Here is a 22318-nt window from a genome sequence, read left to right as displayed (position 1 = left end):
ATGAGCACCATCCCCTTTCTCCCGGAACGGCTGAACCGCGAGCCTGCGGTGTTTCGCGGCCTGACGGTCAGCGAGCTGCTGATAGCACTGCTGGTCGGGCTGGCTACCGGTGCAATCGCCGGGACCATTCCGGCAATACTGTGGCGCAACTGGAGCCTTATCCCCGGCAGCTCCCTGCCCGGCGGTGCGCTGGCGATCCTCTGCGGCGGGCGCTGGCTGGCACGACTAAAACGCGGTCGCCCGGAAAGCTGGCTGTACCGGGCGCTGGAGCTGAAACTGGCCTGCGTCGGCATCGGCGCACAACGTTTTATCCTGCACGATGGCGTCTGGGCCATTCGCCGGAGCCGACGATGAGCGCCTTTAAACATGCACTGGCCGCGCGGGATGCGCATATCCGCATCCTGCATATTGCGCTGGTCGCGTTATTCCTGCTGGCATCAGGCATGGGATTCGGCTGGTACAGCGCCCCTCACCAGCTCACTGTGTACCTGCCGCCGGATCTCCGTGCCGCCAGTCAGCGTCCGTGGTGGGAAGTGCCGCCCGCCACGGTGTATGCCTTCGCGTTTTCAGTGTTTCAGCAGATTAACCGCTGGCCGACCAACGGCGAGGCCGATTATCCCCACAACCTCAGTGCCCTACGCGCTTACCTCACTCCCGGCTGCTACAGCCAGATTGACCATGAGTTTCGCCAGCGTCTGCAAAACGGTGAACTGCGCGACCGGGTGCGCGGCGTGTATGAAATCCCCGGTCGGGGATTCAGCGACAAGCGGGTGCAGATCCTCGACCGCGATAACTGGATTGTGACGCTGGATCTGACCGTCGATGAGTATTTCCACTCCGAACCCGTCAAGCGGGCGATGGTCCGTTACCCCATCAAAGTACTGCGCTATAACATCGACCAGCAGAAAAATCCGTGGGGACTGGCGCTGGACTGCTTCTCATCGCCGCCGCAGAAGCTGGAGGCGGCTAAACCATGAATGTCCGCCCACTGCTGATCCTGCTGGTTACCCTGCCCCTGCACGCCGTCGAGCTGGTGAAGTGGGAGCGCATCCCGCTGCCGGTGGCGCTGAACATCGGGCAGGAGCGGATCGTCTTTGTCGATCGTAATGTCCGGGTGGGCTATCCCGCCGCGCTGGAAGGTAAGCTGCGCATCCAGAGCAGCAACGGCACGCTGTATTTACTCGCCAGCCAGCCGTTTGCCGCCACCCGGCTACAGCTTCAGGACACAGAAAACGGCGAGCTGATGTTGCTGGACGTCTCCGCCAGCAAGGGAGAGCGCATCCGGGAACCGATGCGCATTGTCCGCGAAGAGAAAAAGGCGACTGACGCGAAGCCCGATGCAACTCCTGAACCCTTACCCTCCACGCCGCTGCCGGTCGCGCTCACCCGCTATGCCGCGCAGATGCTGTATGCTCCGCTACGCACCGTCGAGCCTTTGCCGGACGTGCAGCCCGAAGGCGTGCGGCTGGCAAAAACTATCACCACGCTGCTGCCCGCGCTACCCGTCCGCGCCATACCGATCGGCGGCTGGCGACTGGATCCTTATCACCTGGCGGCGATCCGGCTTCAGAATAAAAGCGCCACCCGACTGGAACTCGATCCGCGCCAGCTTCAGGGGCAGTTTTACGCCGCCTCCTTTCAGCATCGCTGGCTGGGGGCTGCGGGCAGCGCCGAAGACACCACCGTGCTATATCTCATCACCCGCAATCAGCATCCTGAACAGGCGATCCTGCCGGAGCCTGCGCCGGAGAAGAAAAAATGAAGCTCCAGGCGAATATCCTATTGCGGGTTCTGACGCCGCTCATCCTGCTGGCGGGAAGCATTCTGCTGTTCCATGCCTGCCAGGATCGCAAAACCACGCCGACAAAATCCTCTGCACCTGCAACGCCCCTCAGCCACGACGAGCTGAAAGCGCTGGGAATTGAGGGCGACACGCCAGCCGATACCGTCGCCACGCTGGTCGGCCAGATGAAACTCTGGCGTAAGGAACTGGAAACGGTAAAAGCCAGTAACACCGCGCTGTTACAGGAAAATCAGCGCCTGCGTGAGCGCGAGCAGAACACCGACAGCCGCATCAACGAAGCTATTAACCGCCAGCAGACCAGCGCCTCAGAGCAGCAAAATGAAATGCTCAGTTCGTTACAGGCGCAGATCCGGCAGCTTAAGGGCAACAGAACAACGGACGACTCGCTGGCCGGGCTGGGCATTGATGAACCGGAGGCAGCTTCCGGCGAACCACTGCGCTGGATAGCCCCCGCCGACGCCCTGCCAACGGATAAAAACGGTCGCCCGCTGCAACCTGCACTGGCCTTTCCTTCCGCGATGCAGAACACTGCGCCACAACCAGAAGTACCGCCTCCCGCCGTCGTCAAACCGGTCTACACCCTGCCGCAGAACAGCACGTTAATCGGCTCGGTGACGATGACTGCGCTGCTGGGGCGCATTCCGCTTAACGGCAGCGTCACCGATCCTTACCCGTTCAAGGTGCTGATTGGCCGCGATAACCTCACCGCCAACGGCATCGAGTTGCCCGATATTGAAGGCGCGGTGATCTCTGGCAGTGCCACTGGCGACTGGACACTCTCCTGCGTGCGCGGCAGTTTAACGTCAATCACCTTTGTCTTCCGTGACGGCACGGTGCGCACGCTACCCGCCGAAGGCGATAAAACCGGAAGCGGTACGGAAGGTAATATCGGCTGGCTGTCCGATCCCCACGGTCTGCCCTGCATCCCCGGCGAACGCAAATCCAACGCCGCCGAATATATCGGCTCGCAGTTCCTACTGGCCGGATCGTCCGCCGCCGCGCAGGCACTGGCAAACAACCAGACCACCTCCACCGTGGAAGATGGTTCCATCACCACCGCTCTTACGGGCGACAGCGGGCAGTACGTTCTCGGCCAGGCGCTGGGCGGCGGTCTGAAAGAAAGCGCCGACTGGTTTAAACAACGCTACGGCCAAATGTTCGACGCCATTTACGTGCCGCCCGGCCAGGACGTCGCCATCCATATCACTCGCCAGTTAGCTATCGACTACGAGCCTGACGGACGGCGGGTGAACTACCGCACGGCGGGCGAACGCACTGGAGACCTAGACTGATGCGTACTCTGATACTGCTGTTATCACTGCTGCTGACCGCCTGTAGCACCGACCAGAAAACCCTGCTGCCGGTGGATGAAAACACCACCATGCTGAACATCTGGGGCCGACAGAATAACGATGCGCAGGCGCTGTACGATGCACGCTCAGTCCTACGTCGCCCGCTGGATGACGCCACGCTAACCGAGCAACAGCAGCAGACCACACGCAGCGACGGCAATGCCACGCAGGCGCTGTTCCGGCGGCTGCCGAATCCGGATCTGGAGATGTATATCTTCCCTCATCTGGCAGGCAGCGAAGGTGTCCCGGTGCCAGGCTACACCACCATCTTCCCCTTCTATAACCGGGTGCAATACGCCCTGCCCGGCGAGCGGACCGATCCGCTGTGATGATGCGCAGCGGCACCCTGACCGAACAGACGGTAGACAGCCTGTACCAGAAAGGCGCGTCGTTCGTCGATTTTCTGCCGTGGGTGGAGTACCAGCCGGAAAGCAAAACGCTGCTGCTGGATGACGGGCGCTCGGTCGGCGCGGTGTACGATATCACGCCGTTCGGCACCGAAGGCCGCTCTCCGGCACGGCTGGAAGAATTACGCGATATCCTGAAGGACGCGCTCCAGGACAGCTTCACGGAATACGACCGCCATCCGTGGGTGGTGCAGTTTTACTGTCAGGATGAGGACGACACCGCAAGCTGGCTGGCCGCACTGCATGACTACGCCGTACCGGAAGCACGGAACTCTGATTTTACCCGTGCCTGGCTGGAGGAAATGGAACGCCATCTGCACGCCGTTTCCCGCCCGGAAGGCTATTTTCTGGACGATGCCGTCAGCCATACCCGCTGGCGTGCTCAGCAACGCCACACCCGCATAGTGGTCTACCGCTGGCTACCCAATAAATCCCGCGATCCGCTGGAAGACTCGCCGGAAGAGGCGCTGAACACCGTTTGCGAACGGATGATTTCCGCACTGGCGGGCGCGGGTATTCACGCCCGCAGGCTGGAGTGTGAGGCCATTCGCCACTGGCTGCTGCGCTGGTTTAATCCCGCCCCGCAGATGGCCGACTCGCCCCGGCAATTTTGGCAACAGATGACGCAGCAGGATGACTCGCCGGAGTTGAACGATTTTGCCGAGAGCCTGCTGTGCAGTGAACCACGCTCGCAGTCCGCACAAGGGGCATGGCTGTTTGACCAGCGTCCTCATAAGGTCATCGTACTGGACAGGCTGCGCAAACCGCCCACCGTCGGCCATATGACCGGAGAAGCCGCACGCGGCGACGGCATTAACGCACTGTTCGACCTGCTGCCGGAAGGGGTAGTTATGGCGCTGACCATCGTCGTCTGGCCGCAGGATCGGCTGGAGGAACATTTAAGCCGCCTCAGCGACCGCGCCATCGGTGAGAACGTCGAATCGGAGTACACCAAAAAAGACTGTCAGGAGGTGCGCCACTGGCTGAAGGACGGCCACAAACTCTACCGCAGCGCGCTGGCGTTTTATCTTTCCGCCCCGGATAACGGCGAACTGACCCGACACGTGCGCAGCCTGAACAGCCTGCTGCTGAACGCGGGTATGGTTCCGGTACAGGAGAATGACGAACTCGCCCCGCTCAGTTCATGGCTGCGCTGGCTGCCGATGTGCTTCGACCCAGCGCGAGACAAGCGCCAGCTCTATACCCGCTTCAGCTTCGTACAGCATCTCGCCAACCTGCTGCCGCTGTTTGGCCGCGAGAGCGGCACCAGGCATCCGGGCGTCAGCTATTTCAACCGGGGCGGCGGAATGCTGTGCTGGGATCTGCTCAACCGTGAGGACCGCGCCCAGAACGGCCACCTGCTGCTGCTCGGCCCGACTGGCGCAGGCAAATCAGCCACCCTGAACGCAAAAATTGCGCAACTGATGGCGCTGCATCGACCGCGCCTTTTTATCGTCGAGGCGGGCAATTCCTTCGGGCTGATGGCCGATTACGCCCGCGAACATGGCCTGACGGTGAATAAAATCAGCCTGAAACCCGGCTCCGGCATCACGCTGCCGCTGTTTGCCGACACATGGAAGCTGGCGGAAAGCGACGCGCCTTCAGCAGAACCGGATGATGACGATCCAGAAGACGCCGATAACGAACAGCGCGATCTGCTGGGCGAGATGGAGATCACAGCCCGCCTGATGATCACCGGAGGTGAGCTGAAAGAGGATGCCCGCCTCACCCGCTCTGACCGGGCATTAATTCGCGAAGCGATTCTGCACGCGGCCCGGCTCACCACCCGAGAGAAAAGACAGACGCTGACCCAGGATATCCGCGATGCTCTGTTTACGCTGGCACAGGATGCAGCGCTACCGGAATCCCGCCGTAACAGACTGTGGGAGATGGGCGAAGCAATGAATATGTTCTGCTCCGGGTTTGAAGGGGAATTGTTTAACCGCGAGGGTGAGGCGTGGCCGGAGGTAGATATCACTCTGGTGGATCTGGCGATGTTTGCCCGTGAAGGATATGAAGCGCAACTGGCGATCGCCTATATCTCTCTGATTAATCATATCAACAACCTTGGTGAGCGTGACCAGCATCTGGCCCGGCCCATCGTCAATATTACCGACGAGGCACATATCATAACCGTCAACCCGCTGCTGGCGCGGTTTCTGACCAAAGGCTCGAAGATGTGGCGCAAGCTGGGGATCTGGCTGTGGCTGGCGACGCAGAACCTGAGTGACTTCCCGGACGATGCGAAAAAACTGCTCAATATGATCGAGTGGTGGGAACTGCTGGTGATGCCGCCCGAGGAAGTAGAACAGGTCAGCCGCTTTAAATCTCTGACGCCAGAACAGCGTCAGCTCCTGCTCAGCGCGACTAAAGCGCCAGGAAAATATACCGAAGGCGTGGTGCTTTCGCCGCGAGTGGAAGCGCTGTTCCGGGTAGTCTCCCCTGCCCTGTGGCTGGCGCTGGGGATGACGGAGAAACATGAAAAGGCGGAAAGGATGCGGATTATGCGGGAGTTTGGGTGTAGTGAACTGGAGGCGGCGATGAGGGTGGCGGAGAGTGCTTTACAGGTAGATGGCTTGTATTGATACGCTGTTGCTATAAAAACCAGTGGTCAGTCCGGGCCAAAAAAGAGCAATAACCTTAGAAAATTCATCAGTTGAAATGATAGTGTTTACGCGCTAGCTTAAAGGTCAGCATTCATGGTAGCTGGTATACCGATCTAATAAAATACTAGTGACCATATTAATTTAAAAGATTCTGGGAGCTAGTGATATATGCAAGAATACAAGAAAAGCTGTGAAGACGAGCTAGACTGGGTAATAGTTAATCAACTTCATGAAGCAACCTTGCAAATAAGCAAGAGTTGTTTTGAATTCAAAAAAATATGCGTAGGACTAATTGGGGTTAGTTTAACTTTATTGGTCAAGCTTACTGATAGCAAACTTGACTACTCTTATTTTATTATACCGCTTCTAATATGTATTGGTTTCTGGATAGCAGATTCTTCGGCATATTACTTTCAACGAAAAACTCGGATAGCAATGAATAGAAAATTAATTTCCATTGCTAATAGAAACTCAATTGATAAATATCAAGCTGAACAATTAACTGTCACCAAACTTAGCGCAGTATTTAATCATTCAATGAGCCTTTACTACATATTATCTATTATCGGTTGTGGTGGATGGTTAGCTTATTACTGCTCAGGAAATTAAATGCGTATTTTTGTAAGTTACACAACTAAAGACAGCTATATAGATCGTGAGTTGTTAAACGATTTATATAAAATTATCTCACGTTGTGGTGATTGCTATATTGACTTATTACACAACAATGCAAATAATAAACAACATCATGTTGAAAACATGTTATCCCAGGCTGACTTACTTGTTTTAATCGAATCAAGTTCAATAGTCAAATCGAGTTGGGTACAGTGGGAATTAGCCGAGGCCAAAAAGAATAATATACCAATTATTGTGATCAAAGCTATGCCTGAAAAAAGTATAACTTTAGCCAACTTAAAAAATACATTACTTCATGAACAACTCACCCCATACTAACAATTACACTTAAAAAATGAGAAGTTATTATCTAAATATTGATCTTTTATTCTGCAACCTCATTGGTTATTAAAGGATATCAGATTAAATAAATTACCTTAAAATTTTATTATTTTTTATTGGAGTTCAGATCAATGCAACATGAACAATCACTTGCAGATATGTTTAGAGATTTTATGAGAGAGCAATCACATGCAGCAGGTTGCCGTTTTCATGCTTTCTCTCTTGATGGACAAGATCGCGATACGGGGGCTGATTATGTATTAACCGACGCAGATAGATTTGCAATAGTTGAATTCAAATATACAGATAAAAATTTAGTTAGTGAAAAATACAAACCTAAACGTTTAACGTTGTGTCAGAAATTATTGACTCGTGAAGATATGACTCGATATCATGACAAGTGTCATTTTATATCTTGGGCTGATTCAAAAAGCAATCAAATAAAAACAAACATTTACCGTAAAGAAATTTGTAACATTACCGTTTTTGGTTGTAAATGTGGATTACCAGATTTAAATCCTGTTCATTCAGAACAAATATCTGCACTTGCGTTTGCTCAGGACTTTTTCAATATTCAAGGCTTACGTTCATTATCACTTCCTGAATTTGAGGCTTATTTAGCCTGGGTGCTTACTGAAACAAGTGCTTCAACAAACTCTACTCTCGAATTACTTGCAAGAAATCCTAATACTAAAGAACTAATGATTATGAGGCTTAATTCCCTTTCTGATGCACAAAAATGGGTGAAAGATCATATTAAACCTCCGTCACCAAGAAAACATATGGGTATGGGCTATTAATCAGAGACATCATCATTAACATAAAGTAACCTACTATCATTAGATACGTTGATTAATTATAATTTCACTTATTCGAAATGAGAAAAAACCACCTACAGAGGAGGTGGTTTAGGGATGATAACAAAATTCTAATGCAGGGCTGTAAAGAGCTGCACTAGAAAATAATCATTATGTTCTGAAATTTCTTGTATAATTATTAACTATATCTGATGCACGTAGCCTGCACGATATTAGCCTTTCACGAATAAATGTTTCATCATGTTTTTTATCACAGCTACATATAGCATTAATAAAATCTAAGATTGATTTTTTGAAATTATCAAGATCTGCTATTGTCATGATCCTAGAGCCTTCATTTAAAGTTGCTGCGTACTCTGGAAAATTAGAGTGATGTATCATTATAGGACGGAAGGTGGCAGTTTGATCATACATACTTCTGAACCAAGCCCCTGAACCATTCAGTTGATTACAATCATGTTTACTGATTCTATCTGCTGTAGCGCCATTTTTACATTCAATCACCAGGTAATCATTGTCACCCATTGACCATAAATTATCAGGCCCTTTCCCTGTATCATTCTCAGGACGTTGACTTCTAAATCCAATTAATTTTGCAACTTGGTCGATTGCATTTTCAAATGGATTTGAGGTACCTTCCATAAAAATCAAATTTTCAAGAGTAGAATTCGTATAGACGACTATTTCATTATTATTCTTAAAATTTTCCCTCAGATAATTACTACACTCCTTTGCTTGTTCCAATGCGGCTCCATCTAATCTACTATATCTAACTCCAGACAAAGGTTTTAAGACTCGATAATTATCACCAGATGCGGACTGCAATAATACCTGGGCTTCACTTTGGTCATAAAGATTAACATATTCAGCCGCATGTTCCTTCAAAAAGCCTTTATGAATAATGTCAGTAACATTGCTATCACTTTTTAAAATTTGTGCGGCTTCGTGTGCCATATTCCTTGATGCAAAATCATACGCTCTTCTTTTATTGATCGTATGAGAATCAATTTCTTTTGGACTTGAAGTTAATCCAGCTAATGCACCTTTACTCATTGAGGTCCATCCCTGTTCTCTTAATAAACAATAATCTAGAGCACCTTTAATAGTCGCAATAGTTGAATCAGGGAATATCCTAACCAATTCTTGTGATAGTTTTATTTGAGCTTTTGTTGCAGGTGAGAATTTTTCTAACGATGTACCAAGAAATACAGCACCATTTAATGCTTTACCAAGTAATATTACACCGCAGAAATCATCGCTGGAACGTACACCACGCCCCATGCCCTGTTCAATTTTTTGTATAATTTCATCTTTAGTTTTTTCACTACCTAAGAGCATACTTTGAGTTGTTTTATCTACCAATCTGCGAACATCTGGAAGACCATCAATGACCAAAAGGCGACATGCTGTGTTTGGCAAGTCAATACCATCATATCTATTAATAAGAACAACAAGACCAACATGTCGGTTTTTAAGGTCTTTTACCCCATCATACAAATTATCTTTATCAAGTGTCTTATCTGCAACATCCTGCCAAAATCTTGCTCTATATTCAGAGGGAACTATGACAACAACATTATGGTTACTTGAGATCTCTTTACACATGGATTTAATTTCTAAATCACTTAGCTCAGGATTAATAACCTGTGGCATCAAGATCATTCTATCACCAATATCACCTATTGTTTTTGGTGTAATAGGGCTAGATAATGAATCATCCGTAATACCGAAGTGACTTGCTAATATTGACTCATCAACAAGCGTTGCTGTCATGAATATTTTTCGGCGAGCATTTGCTAGACTTGGAATCATATGAATAGGAATGCAATGAGGTGATATCTCAATTTTACTTGCGCTTACTATACATTTCGAGAGGATTAAATTTTCTTTTACCAATGACCATTTAAAGTTAAGATCCTTATGATCTTTATTAGCCAGAAGTATTTTTGTTATATCATTAATACTCTCTTGCCACTTCCAAAATGGGACTCTCACATATGCATTTCTATCTCCAGATTTTATCTCTAGAGTTTTAGCACTCCCTTGTGTCATTAAAGAATTTTCAAATATTTTAAATAAATTATCATATGCAGGGTTATCTCTGCTAATACTTAAAGTAAATTGATCTTCAATCGTTGAAAGACAAGCATGGGCATCATCAATTATTATAGAACCAATGGATATTTTCTCACCTTCATCTCCAACCCCAAAAACAGAGCGCCCATTGACCAATTTAAAAATATTTGTAACAAGAATTTCCTGCCCTGCAATAAATTTTTGAGATTTCTCATCTGATGTTACTGGAATACCAAGCTGATTCGCCTCTTCAATAACTTGTTCGACTAAATAGTTATCAGGAACAAGATATACTACGGGACCAACCCCTTCATTAATACAACTTTTTAAAATAATCAATCCTACAGAGGTTTTTCCGCTACCAGTATTCATTTTAATAACGGTAGTAGGATTATTTCTAATGTTAAACCATTTTTCCCAAACCTCTGATTGAACATCACGTGGATACTGAAATTTAGCATTTTTACCAGGAAGAGCGGTGAATATATCTCTTGGAGGAATTGCGGTATTACTATCGACACCTTTAGAAAGTTTTGACAAATCAAGAAAAAGCCCAGGCATGATATTTTCCTTTAGTCTAATAAATGAACATATAGCCAATTTTCCCTATAATAATTAGCATAATCTGAATGTTCGTGCAGTAAATTGTACATTTTATTTTTCAGTTAACAAAAACACCTTAATGTTAATTTTTGGTTAAACACAACCTAATGATGATCAATCAACCTCCGCAACAAAACCAGCTTGCATCTTTTAACAAACTATCAATGTAGTCATAGCAAAAAGATGAGGTGTTCGCCAAAAATTAGAGGTGTTAGGTTACCTTTTATTTAATCGCTCTTGAGGTGTTGTCCACTTAAGCAATCGCTCAACAGCAGTATCCACCGACAAAAGCTGGCGGGCCAGCTGTAGACGCTCCATTACCTGTCCCTTATGCTTTCCTTCAACCAGAGATACATCCGATTCTGCTTCACGAAAAAACTGCTCTATACGCTTATCTTCCACCCACTGCGCCATGATAGATTTCAATTCAGCTAAACTGGCGTTATACGCCTCTTTCTCTTCTTTTATTCGATCCCGCTCCCGATATCTCTTCTCATCTAGTTCCCACTGGATCCGCCGAGCTTCTGCTTTGACTCTCGCCTCTTCCAATTGCTTCTTAATCAACGGAACAGCTTCATGCATCGCAGAAATGATTTTCGGGATTTGGCTTATAAGCCCGCACTGTTTTGTCTGGCGAAACTCAACCTGCCAGTTAGTTGACGAGTATGGCGAGTAGAGCTGTAGAAAGAATCGTCCGGTAGGTAAGGCATGTTTAAGGACATAGCGAAATGGCTTGTCATATTTTCCCCTCATCCAGCGGATCATCGTTTCATCGCGGATGTATCGACCATCAACCTCTTCTGCTGGAACATATTCCGTCATTTCAGCTAGGTTAAAGGCGAACAGCATATCCCCAACGCAGATAATACTGGCTGAACAAGGGCGCCATAAGCTGTCATAACGCAAACCGCCCTCTTTTGGGTCTTCTTTGATATCTATGCCCTGACAATGAAGTCCTTCATTTCCTTCAGCTAACCTTACCCAATAACCTTGCTTTCCCAGTGCAGCAAAAAACCGACTCAGAAAATCGATAGCACTATTGAATGCCGTTTCTGAAACATTCAGATCGAGTAGCTTCTTTTTCGTTGGTTTGTAGTAGCCGTCTTTTGTGACGGAAGAGACGGGAAGGTAAGTTTTGAGATCATCGATCAGTGCATAGCCACTACCCTCTGTCCTCACTCGCTTTCGCGGTGCTGGCGTTACTACTTTCGATGATATTTTTGTGGGAGGAGGAATGGCCTGGCTGGTTTTTCTGGGGGATTTTTCTACCTTGCCACTCTTCAAATCAGGCAAAGCAGGTACCGCCGGTGCAGTTCCTTTCGCTAGCGCCTTCCAGTATCCGGCGAGCGGTCTCGGTATTAGTAATTCAGCGCATCGTTTTGTCAGTTGTTCTTTGCTGATGCTATAGAGGGAAGTGATTCGCTCCGCAGGCTCGCGCCAGACAAGGTGATACAGCTCTTCCCTATCGTCAGGTAACGTTTGAGTGACATTAGGTTGCAGACTTTCTAACATGGCATCCTCCCTTTGCGGGAGACATTATCAGAGAATCTAACAGGCAAGTGATTGAACCAAGTCACTTTTTGGCAGTATATTTCCTAAGAAAAGGAATAATTAAATGACCTATAAAATTAATTAACTAAATTCAAAAAGCTTACTAATTTCAATCTCTAGCCCTGCCGCAAGGACACTGATCACTTCAAGAGTAGGATTTCTGACCCCTCTTTCAATACCACTCACATACGTACGATCGAGGCCACACTTGTCAGCAAATGCTTCCTGAGATAAGCCTGATTCTAACCTGAGCTTTTTAAGATGCGCTCCAAAAAGAGCTTGAATACTGGATGAATTTTTCATCCAGAAAAGATGACGTGTTGATGCCTATCAGACCACGGACTATGAGTCACAAGGCGTGGTTTCTATTTCTACTTTGGTATTTGTCTCGAACATAAACAGATGACTAAGATCTAAATCCAGACCACCAGATATTGCCCACAAAATTTCAAGTGTAGGATTCCGTACTCCGCGCTCAACTCCACTCATGTATGAACGATCAATACCGCATTTGTCGGCAAAGTCCTCCTGAGACAGCCCCATCTCCCGACGAAGTTCCCTGATTCGGTTGCCTAGCAGTTTTTTGATTGATCCGGTCTTTTCCATAGGGCCAGCATCAATCTTTGTCGCCTATTGTTCCACGGACTATAAGTCACATAAAAAGCGTGCTAGCATACTCATACGTGACTTATAGTCTACAAAAAAGGTAACAGGAATGACTAAACAAGACTGGCACCCAGCCGATATCATCGCCGCCCTGCACAAACGCGGCACCAGTATGGCGGCAGTATCGCGGGAAGCGGGGCTGGCCTCTTCCACGCTGGCGAATGCGCTTTCACGTCCCTGGCCGAAAGGCGAATGGCTGATTGCTCGCGCACTCAACGTTCACCCTGCGGAAATCTGGCCCAGCCGTTACGAGGAAGAAGGCGAACAGCGGCAACCAAAAAATCCGCTCCCCGTCAGGTGCAGGCTATGATTATTCCAGACACCAACCTCCACAGTATCTCTACGCCAGTTCAGGTTCAGCAGGCCGCCATACCACCGCCGGTGGAGATGCCGTTTCTCGCAGCTCCAGTGCGCAACCGCTCCGCCTTCCACTACGCCCACTTTTCCCGCCATGCCCTGCTACGCCCTATCGCTCGTGAAACAGGAAGCAAAATCTATCTACAGGAAGAACCCATCTGCGGCTTTTGGTATCTCAACCATGGCGTCGTCGGTTTACACCACACGCTGGAAAATGGCAAAGAGATGCTGGTTCGCGCCTGCCAACAGGGGGACTGGTTTGGCTATCTGGGGTTGTTTGGCTCTGAGTTCTACCACTGCCACGCCTGCGTTTTGCAGACAGCATCGCTGTGCCACGTCATTCCCCACTCCAACAGCGACTTCCTGCGCTATCACCCGCAGTTCACCCAATTTCTGTTAAATCAGGTGGTGGCAAGTCTGTCTGATTCGGAGCATCGCATGACCTGGATCGCTCGTTACCGCACCCGTCACCGGGTCCTGAGCAGCCTCTGGTATCTGACGCAGTATTTTCCCGGTTATGACTGGACGTGGCGTGAAGTAGCCGAGTTTGCAGGATGTGAGACTGAAACCGCTTTACGGTTCAGCAAAGAATTGAGACAGGCAAGCATACTGGATGACTCACAGCGTCGCCTGCATGTTCTTCACCCGGTGCGGTTACTGGCATTGCTGGATAACAGTATCATTGCACCTCAGCAGTAAAGCCTTATGTATAGCATTTGATGTACTTAATCAGTCGCATGATGAACATATAATCCCCGTTTTTCTTGTGTTCTCTTGGTGGTGATATGTTTGAAGACAATTCCCCTTTTAGCTCAATTAAAGATGCTTTCTTGCAAAGAATAAATAATTCTTTTTTTGGTTTTATAGCACTCTCATTTTGTGTGGATAACTGGCGAGATATTATATATGCGTTCTCTACATCTACAAATGTAGATACCAGAATAAACTATATAGCACAGAATACCTCCATCATATTCCCTATCGTGTTTGGGTGTATAGCAGCGGCTTTGTACCCATATGTACAGTGCCTCTTCGAAATCATACATAAAAAGGCAATCATATTTCGCTGGACATTAAAATCCTCAGAGCTGATTGCTAAAAAAGTTGCCGAAGATTCTGTCACCTATGACAAAGAACTTCGTGATGCAAAACAAAAAGCCGCATTAAAAGAAATAGAATATAGTGCTAAAATAAAAAACCTCGAAGAGTCCATCAAGGAATACGAGGCAAAGATCGTACAATCAGAAGATGACAGCAAGATGGCCAACATTCGCTTTGACCAAATTAATAATCAGCTACAAGAATATATCAGGATGCGGAATGGCGTCTACTCTGACATTGAAACCGGGCTCTCGTTTATTAACGAAATTAAGAATGCTATAAATAAATCTTTACCTTACATAGATGACCTTAACAATACTGATCATGCTGAAAAACTCAGCTATTACATTGAGACAATACACGATAACTTCAAAAATATTAAGACTGATAAAATGGTAAAATTCACAAATCAAATACTTAATAATAAGCACGATTTACCCGCTAAATTTTAATCATTCTTAGGAACCGGGGGAATCTTCACCCGGTAATTTCATCCTTAACATGAGAGCTACGTTATCAGTTATGGCAGCACGTGATGTCGCAGGCATGTTATTACTAATATGCAACGCAATGTCATTCGCTACCGACATCACCCCAGCCGGAGACTGCTGCATACGGATCTGCTGCGCCATATAGGTCATATACGGATCCATATGGCTAAACATCATGCGATATCCGGCACAAAGATGATTCAGCCGCTCGTGTAGTCGATGCTTTGGACAACCACCCTGGCAGGCAAAGCGCCACGGACAACGATGGCAATCATCCGGGAGCTGCGCTTTCTGCTGGCCGAACCGTCGTTGTGCTTTACCCACAACCAGCTTTTCCAGCGGCTGCTGTAGCAGATTGCCTAACCGATGTTCCACATCCACATAGTGATCGCAACTGTAAACATCTCCGTTCTGCTCAACCACCAGCCCCCGTCCACAGGTAGACTGCATCACGCACAGCGCCGGACGTTCACCCAGCCACGCCGCCAGTGCGTTATCAAAAAGCTGAACGAATACCCTCCCGACATCATGACGTACCCATTCATCGAAGATGGCGATCATAAATCGCCCGTAATCTTCCCCCGTCACTGACCAGGGCAGCAGCCCGCGCTGGGCGTCATACTCCACCACCGGAATAAACTGGAGAAATTCAGCTCCCACCTCACGCGTCAGGAAGCGGTAAATGTCCAGCGGAGCCTGTGCCGTCACATTGTTCACCACGGTCAGGATATTGACGTCCACACGATGGCGCTTCAGGGTATCCAGCGCCGCCATCACCTGTTCAAACACAGGCTTACCGCAGCCCGTCTTGCGGTAATGATTATGCAGATGCGCCGGACCATCCAGCGATATCCCTACCAGAAACCGATGCTGAGCCAGAAATGCCGCCCATTCGTCGTTAATCAGTACGCCGTTGGTCTGTAAGCTGTTAGTGATACGTTTATTCCCGGCAAAAAGTTGCTGGAGCGCCACGGCCCGGCGATAAAAATCCAGCCCGGCCAGCGTGGGCTCGCCGCCCTGCCAGGTAAAGTTCACCTCCGCGCCGGGCGATGCCGCGATGTACTGGCGAATATACGTTTCCAGCACCTTATCGGACATATGCCGCTGTCCGCTAGTATCCCGCAACACCCCCTGCCCTTTTGCCAGGTAAAAACAGTAATCACAGGCCAGATTACAGCGCCAGCCCGCAGGTTTTGCCATCAGATGGAAAGCGTGTTTCATAGCGTCACCAGAATCAACGTGGCAATCATCAGCAATACTCCGGAAAAAACGCGCTGTAGCCAGCATTCAGGTAGCAAAGTGCGCAACCTCATGCTGATCGGCTGAAACGCCAGCGTGCAGAGAAAGATCACGGCCACAATAGCCATATTGACGTAACCAAACTGCAACGCCGGTAGTAATGCACCGGTATCCGGTGCAGTGCGATACAGATAGCTGACCACCGTTCCGGCGCTGCCGAACAGCATCATCCAGTTGCAGTACACAGCGATATGCTGGCGCGGGATCCCGGAGAGCTGCGACATCAACGGCGCGAGCACGGAACCGCCGCCCAGCCCGGTTAACCCGGCCACAGCACCGCCAGCGGTACACAACAGCATCCCGGCGCTGCGCGTCCGGCTATCCGGTTGTACGTTTTGCTGAGTTGTCGGGTGCGAATATCCACAGCGCAATGCCAGCCCCACCAGGACCAGCGCAAACAGTATCAGCAGCATCTTATCCGACAGCAAAAAGCTGGCGTACACGCCTGCTTGCATTCCCGTCGCCATACCCAGCGACCAGAGCACCAGCAGCTGCGAATTTAACCGGATACCCTGACGCCAGAAGGCGCAGACGTTAATCAACGCACTCAGCATCACCACCGTCAGGGACGTCGCGGCCAGCACCTGCACAGCGCATTTCGGAAAGAGCAGATGCAGTACCGGCACGAGCAGGATACTGCCCCCGACGCCAAATAGCGCCGAGAGCAAACTGGTTGCCATACCACAGCCGCATAGCGCGACAATCATCCATCCAGTCATCACTTACTCCACAGGGACAATGACGGGCAGGACTTCACCAATCGCCGTCATTTTGCGGCCAATATCCTGACGTAATTTTTCACGGATCCGCGCATGTTCCGGGCTGGCAATCAGGTTCTGGCGCTCCCATGGGTCATTCAGCAGATCGTAAAGCTGGCTCTCTACATAGATCTCTGCGGCTGCCTCATTCCACGGATCGCTTCCGGGCGCGACAATTTCATATTTCCAGCGAGGTGTGCGCAGCGCCCGCCCTACTTCCGACTCACTAATCTGGATAAGCACCTCTTCATCCCAGTGCTCAGTATCCAGAGCCGTTTGCAAATCACGCCCCACCATGGCATCAGGCACCGTAATACCTGCGGCGCTCAGCATCGTGGCCGGGATATCCAGCAGCGTCACCAGATGTTCCACCGTTCTGCCGCCGCTGAACGGCCCGCCCCGCGCCACGCAGGGAATACGAATGCTGGACTCATGGCATGAGCGTTTGTATTCATCGTTACGGGTACGGAAGTGACAGCCGTGATCGCTGAAGAACAGGATAATGGTGTTGTCGTATTCGCCGCTGGCCTTCAGGTAATCGACGATACGCCCAAGGTTTTCATCCAGGTTCTGGCACATGCCGTAATAATCAGGAAGGTTTTGCGGCCAGTCGCCGGGGCGGTTAATCAGATCCGGCGGCACCGATGCGGTCTGAAAGCGTTCAGCGTAGCCATCCGGGGCGACAAAACGCGCCATATCATTCTGGAAGTGCGGTTCCAGGTAAGAGAGAAACAGCAGGAATGGATTATCCTGCTGGCGATTTTTCAGGTAATCGAGCGCGAACGTGGTCTGGTCATCCACCCGGTAGCCATCAAAATGCACTGGCTGGTTATTGTTATCAAAAAAGTGACCGCCGTAAGGATGCGATGTATGTTCCAGCGCATCTGCCGCCAGCCAGTATTGCCAGCCACCGCGCAGTGCTTCCGGCACCGGTTTTTCATCCAGATCCGCCAGGTGCCATTTCCCGATGTAGGCAGTGTCATATCCCGCCTGATTGAACAGCTTCGCCAGCGTCACCTCATCCTGTCGCATGGCGATATTATTGCGGTAACAGCCGTTCTGCGTCGGGTAACGCCCGGTTTGCAGGCAGGAACGCGCCGGGCCGCAGACCGGCTGGACGGTAAAGGCGTTTTCGAACTTCACACCCTCGCGGGCAAGCTGGTCCAGCACTGGGGTAGTACTGACAGCAGGGTTATAGCAGCCCACCGTGTCCCAGCGCTGTTGATCGGTGAAAAAGACCAGAATATTCGGTTGCATAATGTTCTCTCCGTTAGAGTGTGGCGGGCGCGCAGGCGTCCGCCGTTTTTTGGCGTGGGGTTGAAGTCAGCAGGAAAGCGGACAGCAGAGTGAACGCGGCAGTAATGCTGCCGAGGATAAGATAGGTGCTATGGAAGCCGATGGTGTCGTACAAATGACCTGCGACTGTTGATAAAACAATGGCGGCGGATTGCTTGATAAACATCACGCCCACCAGATAGATAGTCCCTGACAGGCGAGTATCAAAAACATCAGTAATATATTTGAAAATACCAATCAGCAGGAAAGGTACTTCAAAATTATGCAGCATCCGTAAAAAGAGCACTTCGATCGGTCCGGTGGCAAAGGATGAACCAACGATCCGAATCGTCATAATGGTACCGGTAATTAATAATGCATTCTTACTACCAATATATTTATTAATCAGTAGTGGAATAAAAAACATCACCGCAGCATCACCAAGGTTCCCGGCGGTAGTGATATAACCGAATGCTCTTGCCGCCTGTTCCTGATGGTCGAAGAAACGGGTAAAGAAATTAATAAATTGCTGGTCGAAGACATCATAAATACAGGCCACACCTAATACATATAAGGTGAAATACCAGAACCGGCGGAGTTTAAACAACTCCCACACGCTGACCTTCTGCTGGCGGACTTTTTCCGCTTCAATGCCCGGCAATGGCTCAGAGCGGGCAACCAGCAGGATCACCACCAGCAGTAACGCCAGCGCCGAACCAATCCAGTAAATCCATGTCGGATCGAAGCCATACAGAATGCCGGAGATAGTCGCGCAGGCTGCCGACCCAAAGCAGCCAAACAGCCGGGGGCGGCCATACTCAAAGCCCCGATTACGGCTGACTTTCTCGACAAACGCCTCCACCGCGCCATAGCCCGCGTGGAAGATAAATCCCAGATACAGCCCGCCCACTACCAGCCCAATCGCAAAGTGGCTTTGCAGCAGCGGGGTATACACGTAAATAAAGAACGGCGCGAAGAGCACCATCAGGATAACGATCAGCCACAGCAGGTGTTTTTTCGGCCCCAGCTTATCTGTTACCCAACCCAGCAACGGTTGCAGGCAGATAGCGGCCACAGCGAAGGAAGAAAACACCATACCAATATGCGTTTTATCCAGCCCCACCATCCGGGTTAGCCACATGGGTAAAAACAAAAAGCAGGAAGACCAGTTGTAGTAATAGAACAGGAAAAACAATCCCCAGAGGATCACATTCCATCGGGTGTCATGTGTTTTAATCATTGCCGCCCCCTTAAATAAGCATCATCAAACAGAGGCACTGTTTTCCGACGACAACGACGCAGAACAGTGTGCGGGAATGGTAAAAAACAAAGGGCCAGAATGCTTATAACAACTGTCATATCAAAATTGATAATTTTGTGACTCTTACCACATTCGTGAGCAGAAACGTCGTTTCATACCCGGTATTTACCGTCTGTATCAAACCGTAAGCAAATGGCACCGTGTGGTCTGTCTGGCAATATCCCTTTCTTAATTTTGTTAATGATTAACAGCCAGTTTTATTACCCCGATTTATTCAGAAATGAGGCTAATATCATGACAACTTATCTATCAAAGAATATCAGCCGGTATAAGGGGAGTAATCTGCGGTACAGGTTATTCTTTACGGCACTCACGCTGTTATTTTCTTTTTCCCTCCAAGCACAGTCACTTTATATAGATTGCTCCGCTACCGTTGACGGTGATGGTACCGCCAGCAATCCTATTAATTCGATCAGTACGCTTAACAACCATGAGTTGCATCCGGGAGACAGCATACTGTTTCGCCGTGGCACTACCTGTAATGGCGAAGTGGTCGCCGCAACTTCCGGCTCAGAGAATGCCCCAGTTATCTATGATGCCTGGGGCGAAAGAACGGCGTTACCTCGCATAGAAGCAAACGGCAACGAAGCGGCTTTCCACATGACAGATGTCAGTTGGGTAACGGTACAGAATCTGGAACTTTCGGCCAGCGGCGATGGAAAATCCCCCCGCCGGGGATTATGGGTTAGCGCCACCGACAGTGGAGAACATCAGGGGATCCGCCTTCAGCACCTGAATATTCATGATGTCCGTGGAGAAATGCCAGCCACAAAAAATCCTTCGGACAGCAGCATAGGCAAATATGCCCATGCTTCCGGCGGCATTGTGGTGGAGGCGCTCGGTAACACCACACCCACCTGGTTTAGCGGGCTGGATATCAGCGATAATATTATTCACGCCGTCGATCGCGAGGGTATCTACACCTGGTCCAACTGGTGTCAGCGCCCGGAACTGGTCGAGTTCTGGTACAGCTTATGTACTGCGAAATGGCAGCCATTCAACAATACCCATATCAGTCATAATATGCTTTCTGACATTGGTGGCGATGGCATCGCGCCCATGACCAGTACGGACAGTACGGTGGAATACAACGTACTGAACGGTTTTAATATGCGCTCCGGCTCGCCAAATGCCGGAATGTGGTCGGCCAACAGCGACAATATCGTTTACCAGTACAATTTCGCTTCAGGCGGCCATACCACACAGGACGGCATGTCTTACGATGTCGATCACTCAACGAATGGCATTGTCTATCAGTACAATATTTCCTCGGGTAATGAAGGCGGCTTTTTCCTGCTTTGTCCCTATGGGTACGATGTACCCGGCAAATCGCGCAACTTCGTAATCCGCTATAACCTGTCCGTAGCGGACAGAACCCGCACCTTCCAGGTATGCAGCGGCGGCGTGATTAACGGACAGATCTATAACAACACCATTCTGCTGCCGCCAGACACAACCAGCGCCCATCTCATTCTGACAGAAGGGGCAACCAACGATGGTGCAGTTGAGCTGAAGCTGACTAACAATATCCTGATGGGCGATGGCTCTGGCGTTACTCCAGTCTGGGACTACAACGACTCCGCAATTACTGGCGACCACAATCTCTACAACCATGTTCCGGTAATGCCCTCTGACAGTTATGCGTTAATCGACAATCCACGACTGGCTAACCCCGGCCCGGAGAATGTGCTCTGGAGAGACTATTTGCCGCAACCCGGCTCACCAGCCATTAATGCGGGGATCGCTGTTACAGGCGCACCTGCACACGATGCGTTAAATCAGGCTATCGGAACACCACCGACTATCGGCGCGCTGGAGCCGGAAAGTAGCTCCCGGCGATAACCACAGCAGTATATCTTTCCAGGCAGTATTGAATTTCTTACTGCGCTAAATGCTTCCTCCGCGTACACCATTTTGTATTCATCGTGTCGCGGAGGAAACATGCTCAGGCGTAAATTGTTCTTCATACCGCTACTGTGCCTGTCCAATCTCGCGCAGGCCATCACCACGCCAGAAATCGCCGCCTCAGCCCTGTCGCCGACGTGCGTAAAATATCAGGTAGTCGGTGTCTGCTACTGGCTGTTCTGCACGCCGTTTGGCTGCTCGGTGCGTACATCGGTGAAGGTTCGCCATTTCCGCCCGGACCTGGTGGTATCAGCCTACAGCGTGACCGGGCAAAACCCGTGGGCCGAGATGTCGCCGTTAAGCTCTCCGCTGCCCGGTATCGCCGAAGCCGGCGGCGATACTAATCCCCGTGCCGTCGGCCAGCACAGCAAAGTCCGGTTTAAGAACGCTGATGCGATTGGCTTCCCTGCCGGTGATGCGCTGGCAAAATTCTTCGCCCAGTTTGGCTACGTCTGCGCCCCATCGTCACAGCCTTTTCTCCCCTACTTTCTCAGCACGCTGGATGCGCTCGCCTGGCGCAACGGCGTGCCGGAAATGTTCTACCCGGAGGCGTTAACACCCGGACTGCGTGAGGTGAGTAAAGACGGCGATATGTGGGGCAATATCTACCCGCGAGCCGGGGCGCTCAGCCAGACGCATGACTACAAGGCCGGGGCAGTCATCGCCCAACGCGCTGCCGATCTGGTAACACGCAATGGTCAGCTGCATGTTTATATTCCGCTGGCTGCCAGTTCACACGATGGCTACTGGCCTCCAGATCCGGTCACGGAGGGCGACAGCAGTAACCATCAGTGGCAGATGCTGGTTCCAAAAAAATCCACCTCCTGCGCCATCTTCCCTGATGGCTCCGCCACTGACTCTTACGCCGATAAACTGGCGGAGGATGGCGCATATGTCTGGACGCTGTGGCGGCCCTATAAATGCTGCCCGCGTCGTGGGCAGACCTTTCTCGGCAGCAGCGGAGGTTAAAG

General features: G+C 50.1%; 22 protein-coding genes. 14 read left to right on the top strand and 8 right to left on the bottom strand.

Features of this window, described 5'->3' with window-relative positions; genetic code table 11:
• The 9 genes from OGV83_RS20045 (at position 1) to OGV83_RS20005 (ending at position 7926) form a co-directional block, all read left to right on the top strand.
• A complete protein-coding gene (locus OGV83_RS20045; RefSeq protein ID WP_286464482.1) occupies positions 1-354 on the top strand; it encodes a TIGR03750 family conjugal transfer protein in 354 nt (117 codons plus the stop codon).
• Positions 351-977 (top strand): PFL_4703 family integrating conjugative element protein, encoded by a 627-nt coding sequence (locus tag OGV83_RS20040; RefSeq protein ID WP_286464480.1) that lies wholly within the window; start codon positions 351-353, stop codon positions 975-977. The genes OGV83_RS20045 and OGV83_RS20040 overlap by 4 nt, the downstream gene beginning before the upstream one ends.
• On the top strand, positions 974-1762 hold the full coding sequence (locus OGV83_RS20035) for a TIGR03749 family integrating conjugative element protein (protein ID WP_286464478.1): 789 nt from the start codon (positions 974-976) through the stop codon (positions 1760-1762). Before OGV83_RS20040 ends, OGV83_RS20035 begins: the two co-directional genes overlap by 4 nt.
• Entirely contained in the window at positions 1759-3096 is a 1338-nt protein-coding gene (locus OGV83_RS20030; protein ID WP_286464477.1) for a TIGR03752 family integrating conjugative element protein, read from the top strand. The genes OGV83_RS20035 and OGV83_RS20030 overlap by 4 nt, the downstream gene beginning before the upstream one ends.
• On the top strand, positions 3096-3485 hold the full coding sequence (locus tag OGV83_RS20025; RefSeq protein WP_286464475.1) for a TIGR03751 family conjugal transfer lipoprotein: 390 nt from the start codon (positions 3096-3098) through the stop codon (positions 3483-3485). The genes OGV83_RS20030 and OGV83_RS20025 overlap by 1 nt, the downstream gene beginning before the upstream one ends.
• Positions 3485-6148 (top strand): conjugative transfer ATPase, encoded by a 2664-nt coding sequence (locus OGV83_RS20020; protein ID WP_286464567.1) that lies wholly within the window; start codon positions 3485-3487, stop codon positions 6146-6148. Before OGV83_RS20025 ends, OGV83_RS20020 begins: the two co-directional genes overlap by 1 nt.
• Positions 6149-6337: 189 nt before the next feature.
• The gene (locus tag OGV83_RS20015) at positions 6338-6778 is read left to right on the top strand and encodes a hypothetical protein (protein ID WP_134934259.1); all 441 of its coding nucleotides are present in this window, start codon (positions 6338-6340) and stop codon (positions 6776-6778) included.
• Positions 6779-7123 (top strand): TIR domain-containing protein, encoded by a 345-nt coding sequence (locus tag OGV83_RS20010; protein ID WP_286464474.1) that lies wholly within the window; start codon positions 6779-6781, stop codon positions 7121-7123.
• Positions 7124-7257: 134 nt separating this feature from the next.
• Positions 7258-7926 carry a hypothetical protein gene (locus OGV83_RS20005; protein ID WP_286464473.1) on the top strand — a complete coding sequence of 223 codons (669 nt, stop codon included), beginning with the start codon at positions 7258-7260 and terminating at the stop codon, positions 7924-7926.
• Between the two features lie 168 nt (positions 7927-8094).
• Here OGV83_RS20005 and OGV83_RS20000 read toward each other — a convergent pair whose 3' ends face one another.
• The 4 genes from OGV83_RS20000 to OGV83_RS19985 form a co-directional block, all read right to left on the bottom strand.
• Positions 8095-10581, bottom strand: a complete 2487-nt coding sequence (locus tag OGV83_RS20000) for a DEAD/DEAH box helicase family protein (protein ID WP_286464471.1) — start codon at positions 10579-10581, stop codon at positions 8095-8097.
• 258 nt (positions 10582-10839) lie between these two features.
• Positions 10840-12135, bottom strand: a complete 1296-nt coding sequence (locus tag OGV83_RS19995) for a hypothetical protein (protein WP_286464470.1) — start codon at positions 12133-12135, stop codon at positions 10840-10842.
• A 120-nt stretch (positions 12136-12255) separates the two neighbouring features.
• On the bottom strand, positions 12256-12477 hold the full coding sequence (locus OGV83_RS19990) for a helix-turn-helix domain-containing protein (protein ID WP_286464467.1): 222 nt from the start codon (positions 12475-12477) through the stop codon (positions 12256-12258).
• A 39-nt stretch (positions 12478-12516) separates the two neighbouring features.
• Complete coding sequence (locus OGV83_RS19985) at positions 12517-12717, bottom strand: helix-turn-helix domain-containing protein (protein WP_379945284.1); 201 nt, start codon at positions 12715-12717, stop codon at positions 12517-12519.
• Positions 12718-12889: 172 nt separating this feature from the next.
• On the opposite strand from OGV83_RS19985, the gene OGV83_RS19980 reads away from it, so the two are divergent.
• The 3 genes from OGV83_RS19980 (at position 12890) to OGV83_RS19970 (ending at position 14750) form a co-directional block, all read left to right on the top strand.
• Positions 12890-13150: a helix-turn-helix domain-containing protein gene (locus OGV83_RS19980; protein WP_137383900.1), complete on the top strand. Its 261-nt coding sequence runs from the start codon at positions 12890-12892 to the stop codon at positions 13148-13150.
• The gene (locus tag OGV83_RS19975; RefSeq protein WP_286464457.1) at positions 13147-13896 is read left to right on the top strand and encodes a Crp/Fnr family transcriptional regulator; all 750 of its coding nucleotides are present in this window, start codon (positions 13147-13149) and stop codon (positions 13894-13896) included. The genes OGV83_RS19980 and OGV83_RS19975 overlap by 4 nt, the downstream gene beginning before the upstream one ends.
• An 86-nt stretch (positions 13897-13982) precedes the next feature.
• A complete protein-coding gene (locus tag OGV83_RS19970) occupies positions 13983-14750 on the top strand; it encodes a hypothetical protein (RefSeq protein ID WP_286464455.1) in 768 nt (255 codons plus the stop codon).
• Between the two features lie 6 nt (positions 14751-14756).
• Here the strand turns inward: OGV83_RS19970 and OGV83_RS19965 are convergent, their stop codons facing one another.
• Genes OGV83_RS19965 through OGV83_RS19950 form a run of 4 tightly spaced genes read right to left on the bottom strand, consistent with a single transcriptional unit; the run spans position 14757 to position 19361 of the window.
• Complete coding sequence (locus OGV83_RS19965) at positions 14757-16010, bottom strand: anaerobic sulfatase maturase (protein WP_286464453.1); 1254 nt, start codon at positions 16008-16010, stop codon at positions 14757-14759.
• Complete coding sequence (locus OGV83_RS19960; protein WP_286464450.1) at positions 16007-16807, bottom strand: sulfite exporter TauE/SafE family protein; 801 nt, start codon at positions 16805-16807, stop codon at positions 16007-16009. The genes OGV83_RS19965 and OGV83_RS19960 overlap by 4 nt, the downstream gene beginning before the upstream one ends.
• A gap of 3 nt (positions 16808-16810) precedes the next feature.
• Positions 16811-18103, bottom strand: a complete 1293-nt coding sequence (locus tag OGV83_RS19955) for a sulfatase family protein (RefSeq protein ID WP_032170338.1) — start codon at positions 18101-18103, stop codon at positions 16811-16813.
• A 13-nt stretch (positions 18104-18116) separates the two neighbouring features.
• Positions 18117-19361, bottom strand: coding sequence for an oligosaccharide MFS transporter (locus OGV83_RS19950; protein WP_286464449.1), 1245 nt, complete (start codon positions 19359-19361; stop codon positions 18117-18119).
• 681 nt (positions 19362-20042) lie between these two features.
• Between OGV83_RS19950 and OGV83_RS19945 the strand changes: the two genes are divergently transcribed.
• Both OGV83_RS19945 and OGV83_RS19940 read left to right on the top strand, forming a co-directional pair.
• A complete protein-coding gene (locus OGV83_RS19945) occupies positions 20043-21284 on the top strand; it encodes a pectate lyase (RefSeq protein WP_286464447.1) in 1242 nt (413 codons plus the stop codon).
• Positions 21285-21383: 99 nt separating this feature from the next.
• Positions 21384-22316, top strand: coding sequence for a TIGR03756 family integrating conjugative element protein (locus OGV83_RS19940; protein WP_286464445.1), 933 nt, complete (start codon positions 21384-21386; stop codon positions 22314-22316).
• Positions 22317-22318: the final 2 nt, after the last annotated feature.

The sequence above is a fragment of the Citrobacter sp. CK189 genome (genome assembly GCF_030333505.1).
GTDB lineage: Bacteria > Pseudomonadota > Gammaproteobacteria > Enterobacterales > Enterobacteriaceae > Citrobacter_B > Citrobacter_B koseri.
Note: the sequence above shows the minus strand (reverse complement) of the source record. Positions and strands in the feature narration are given on the sequence as shown.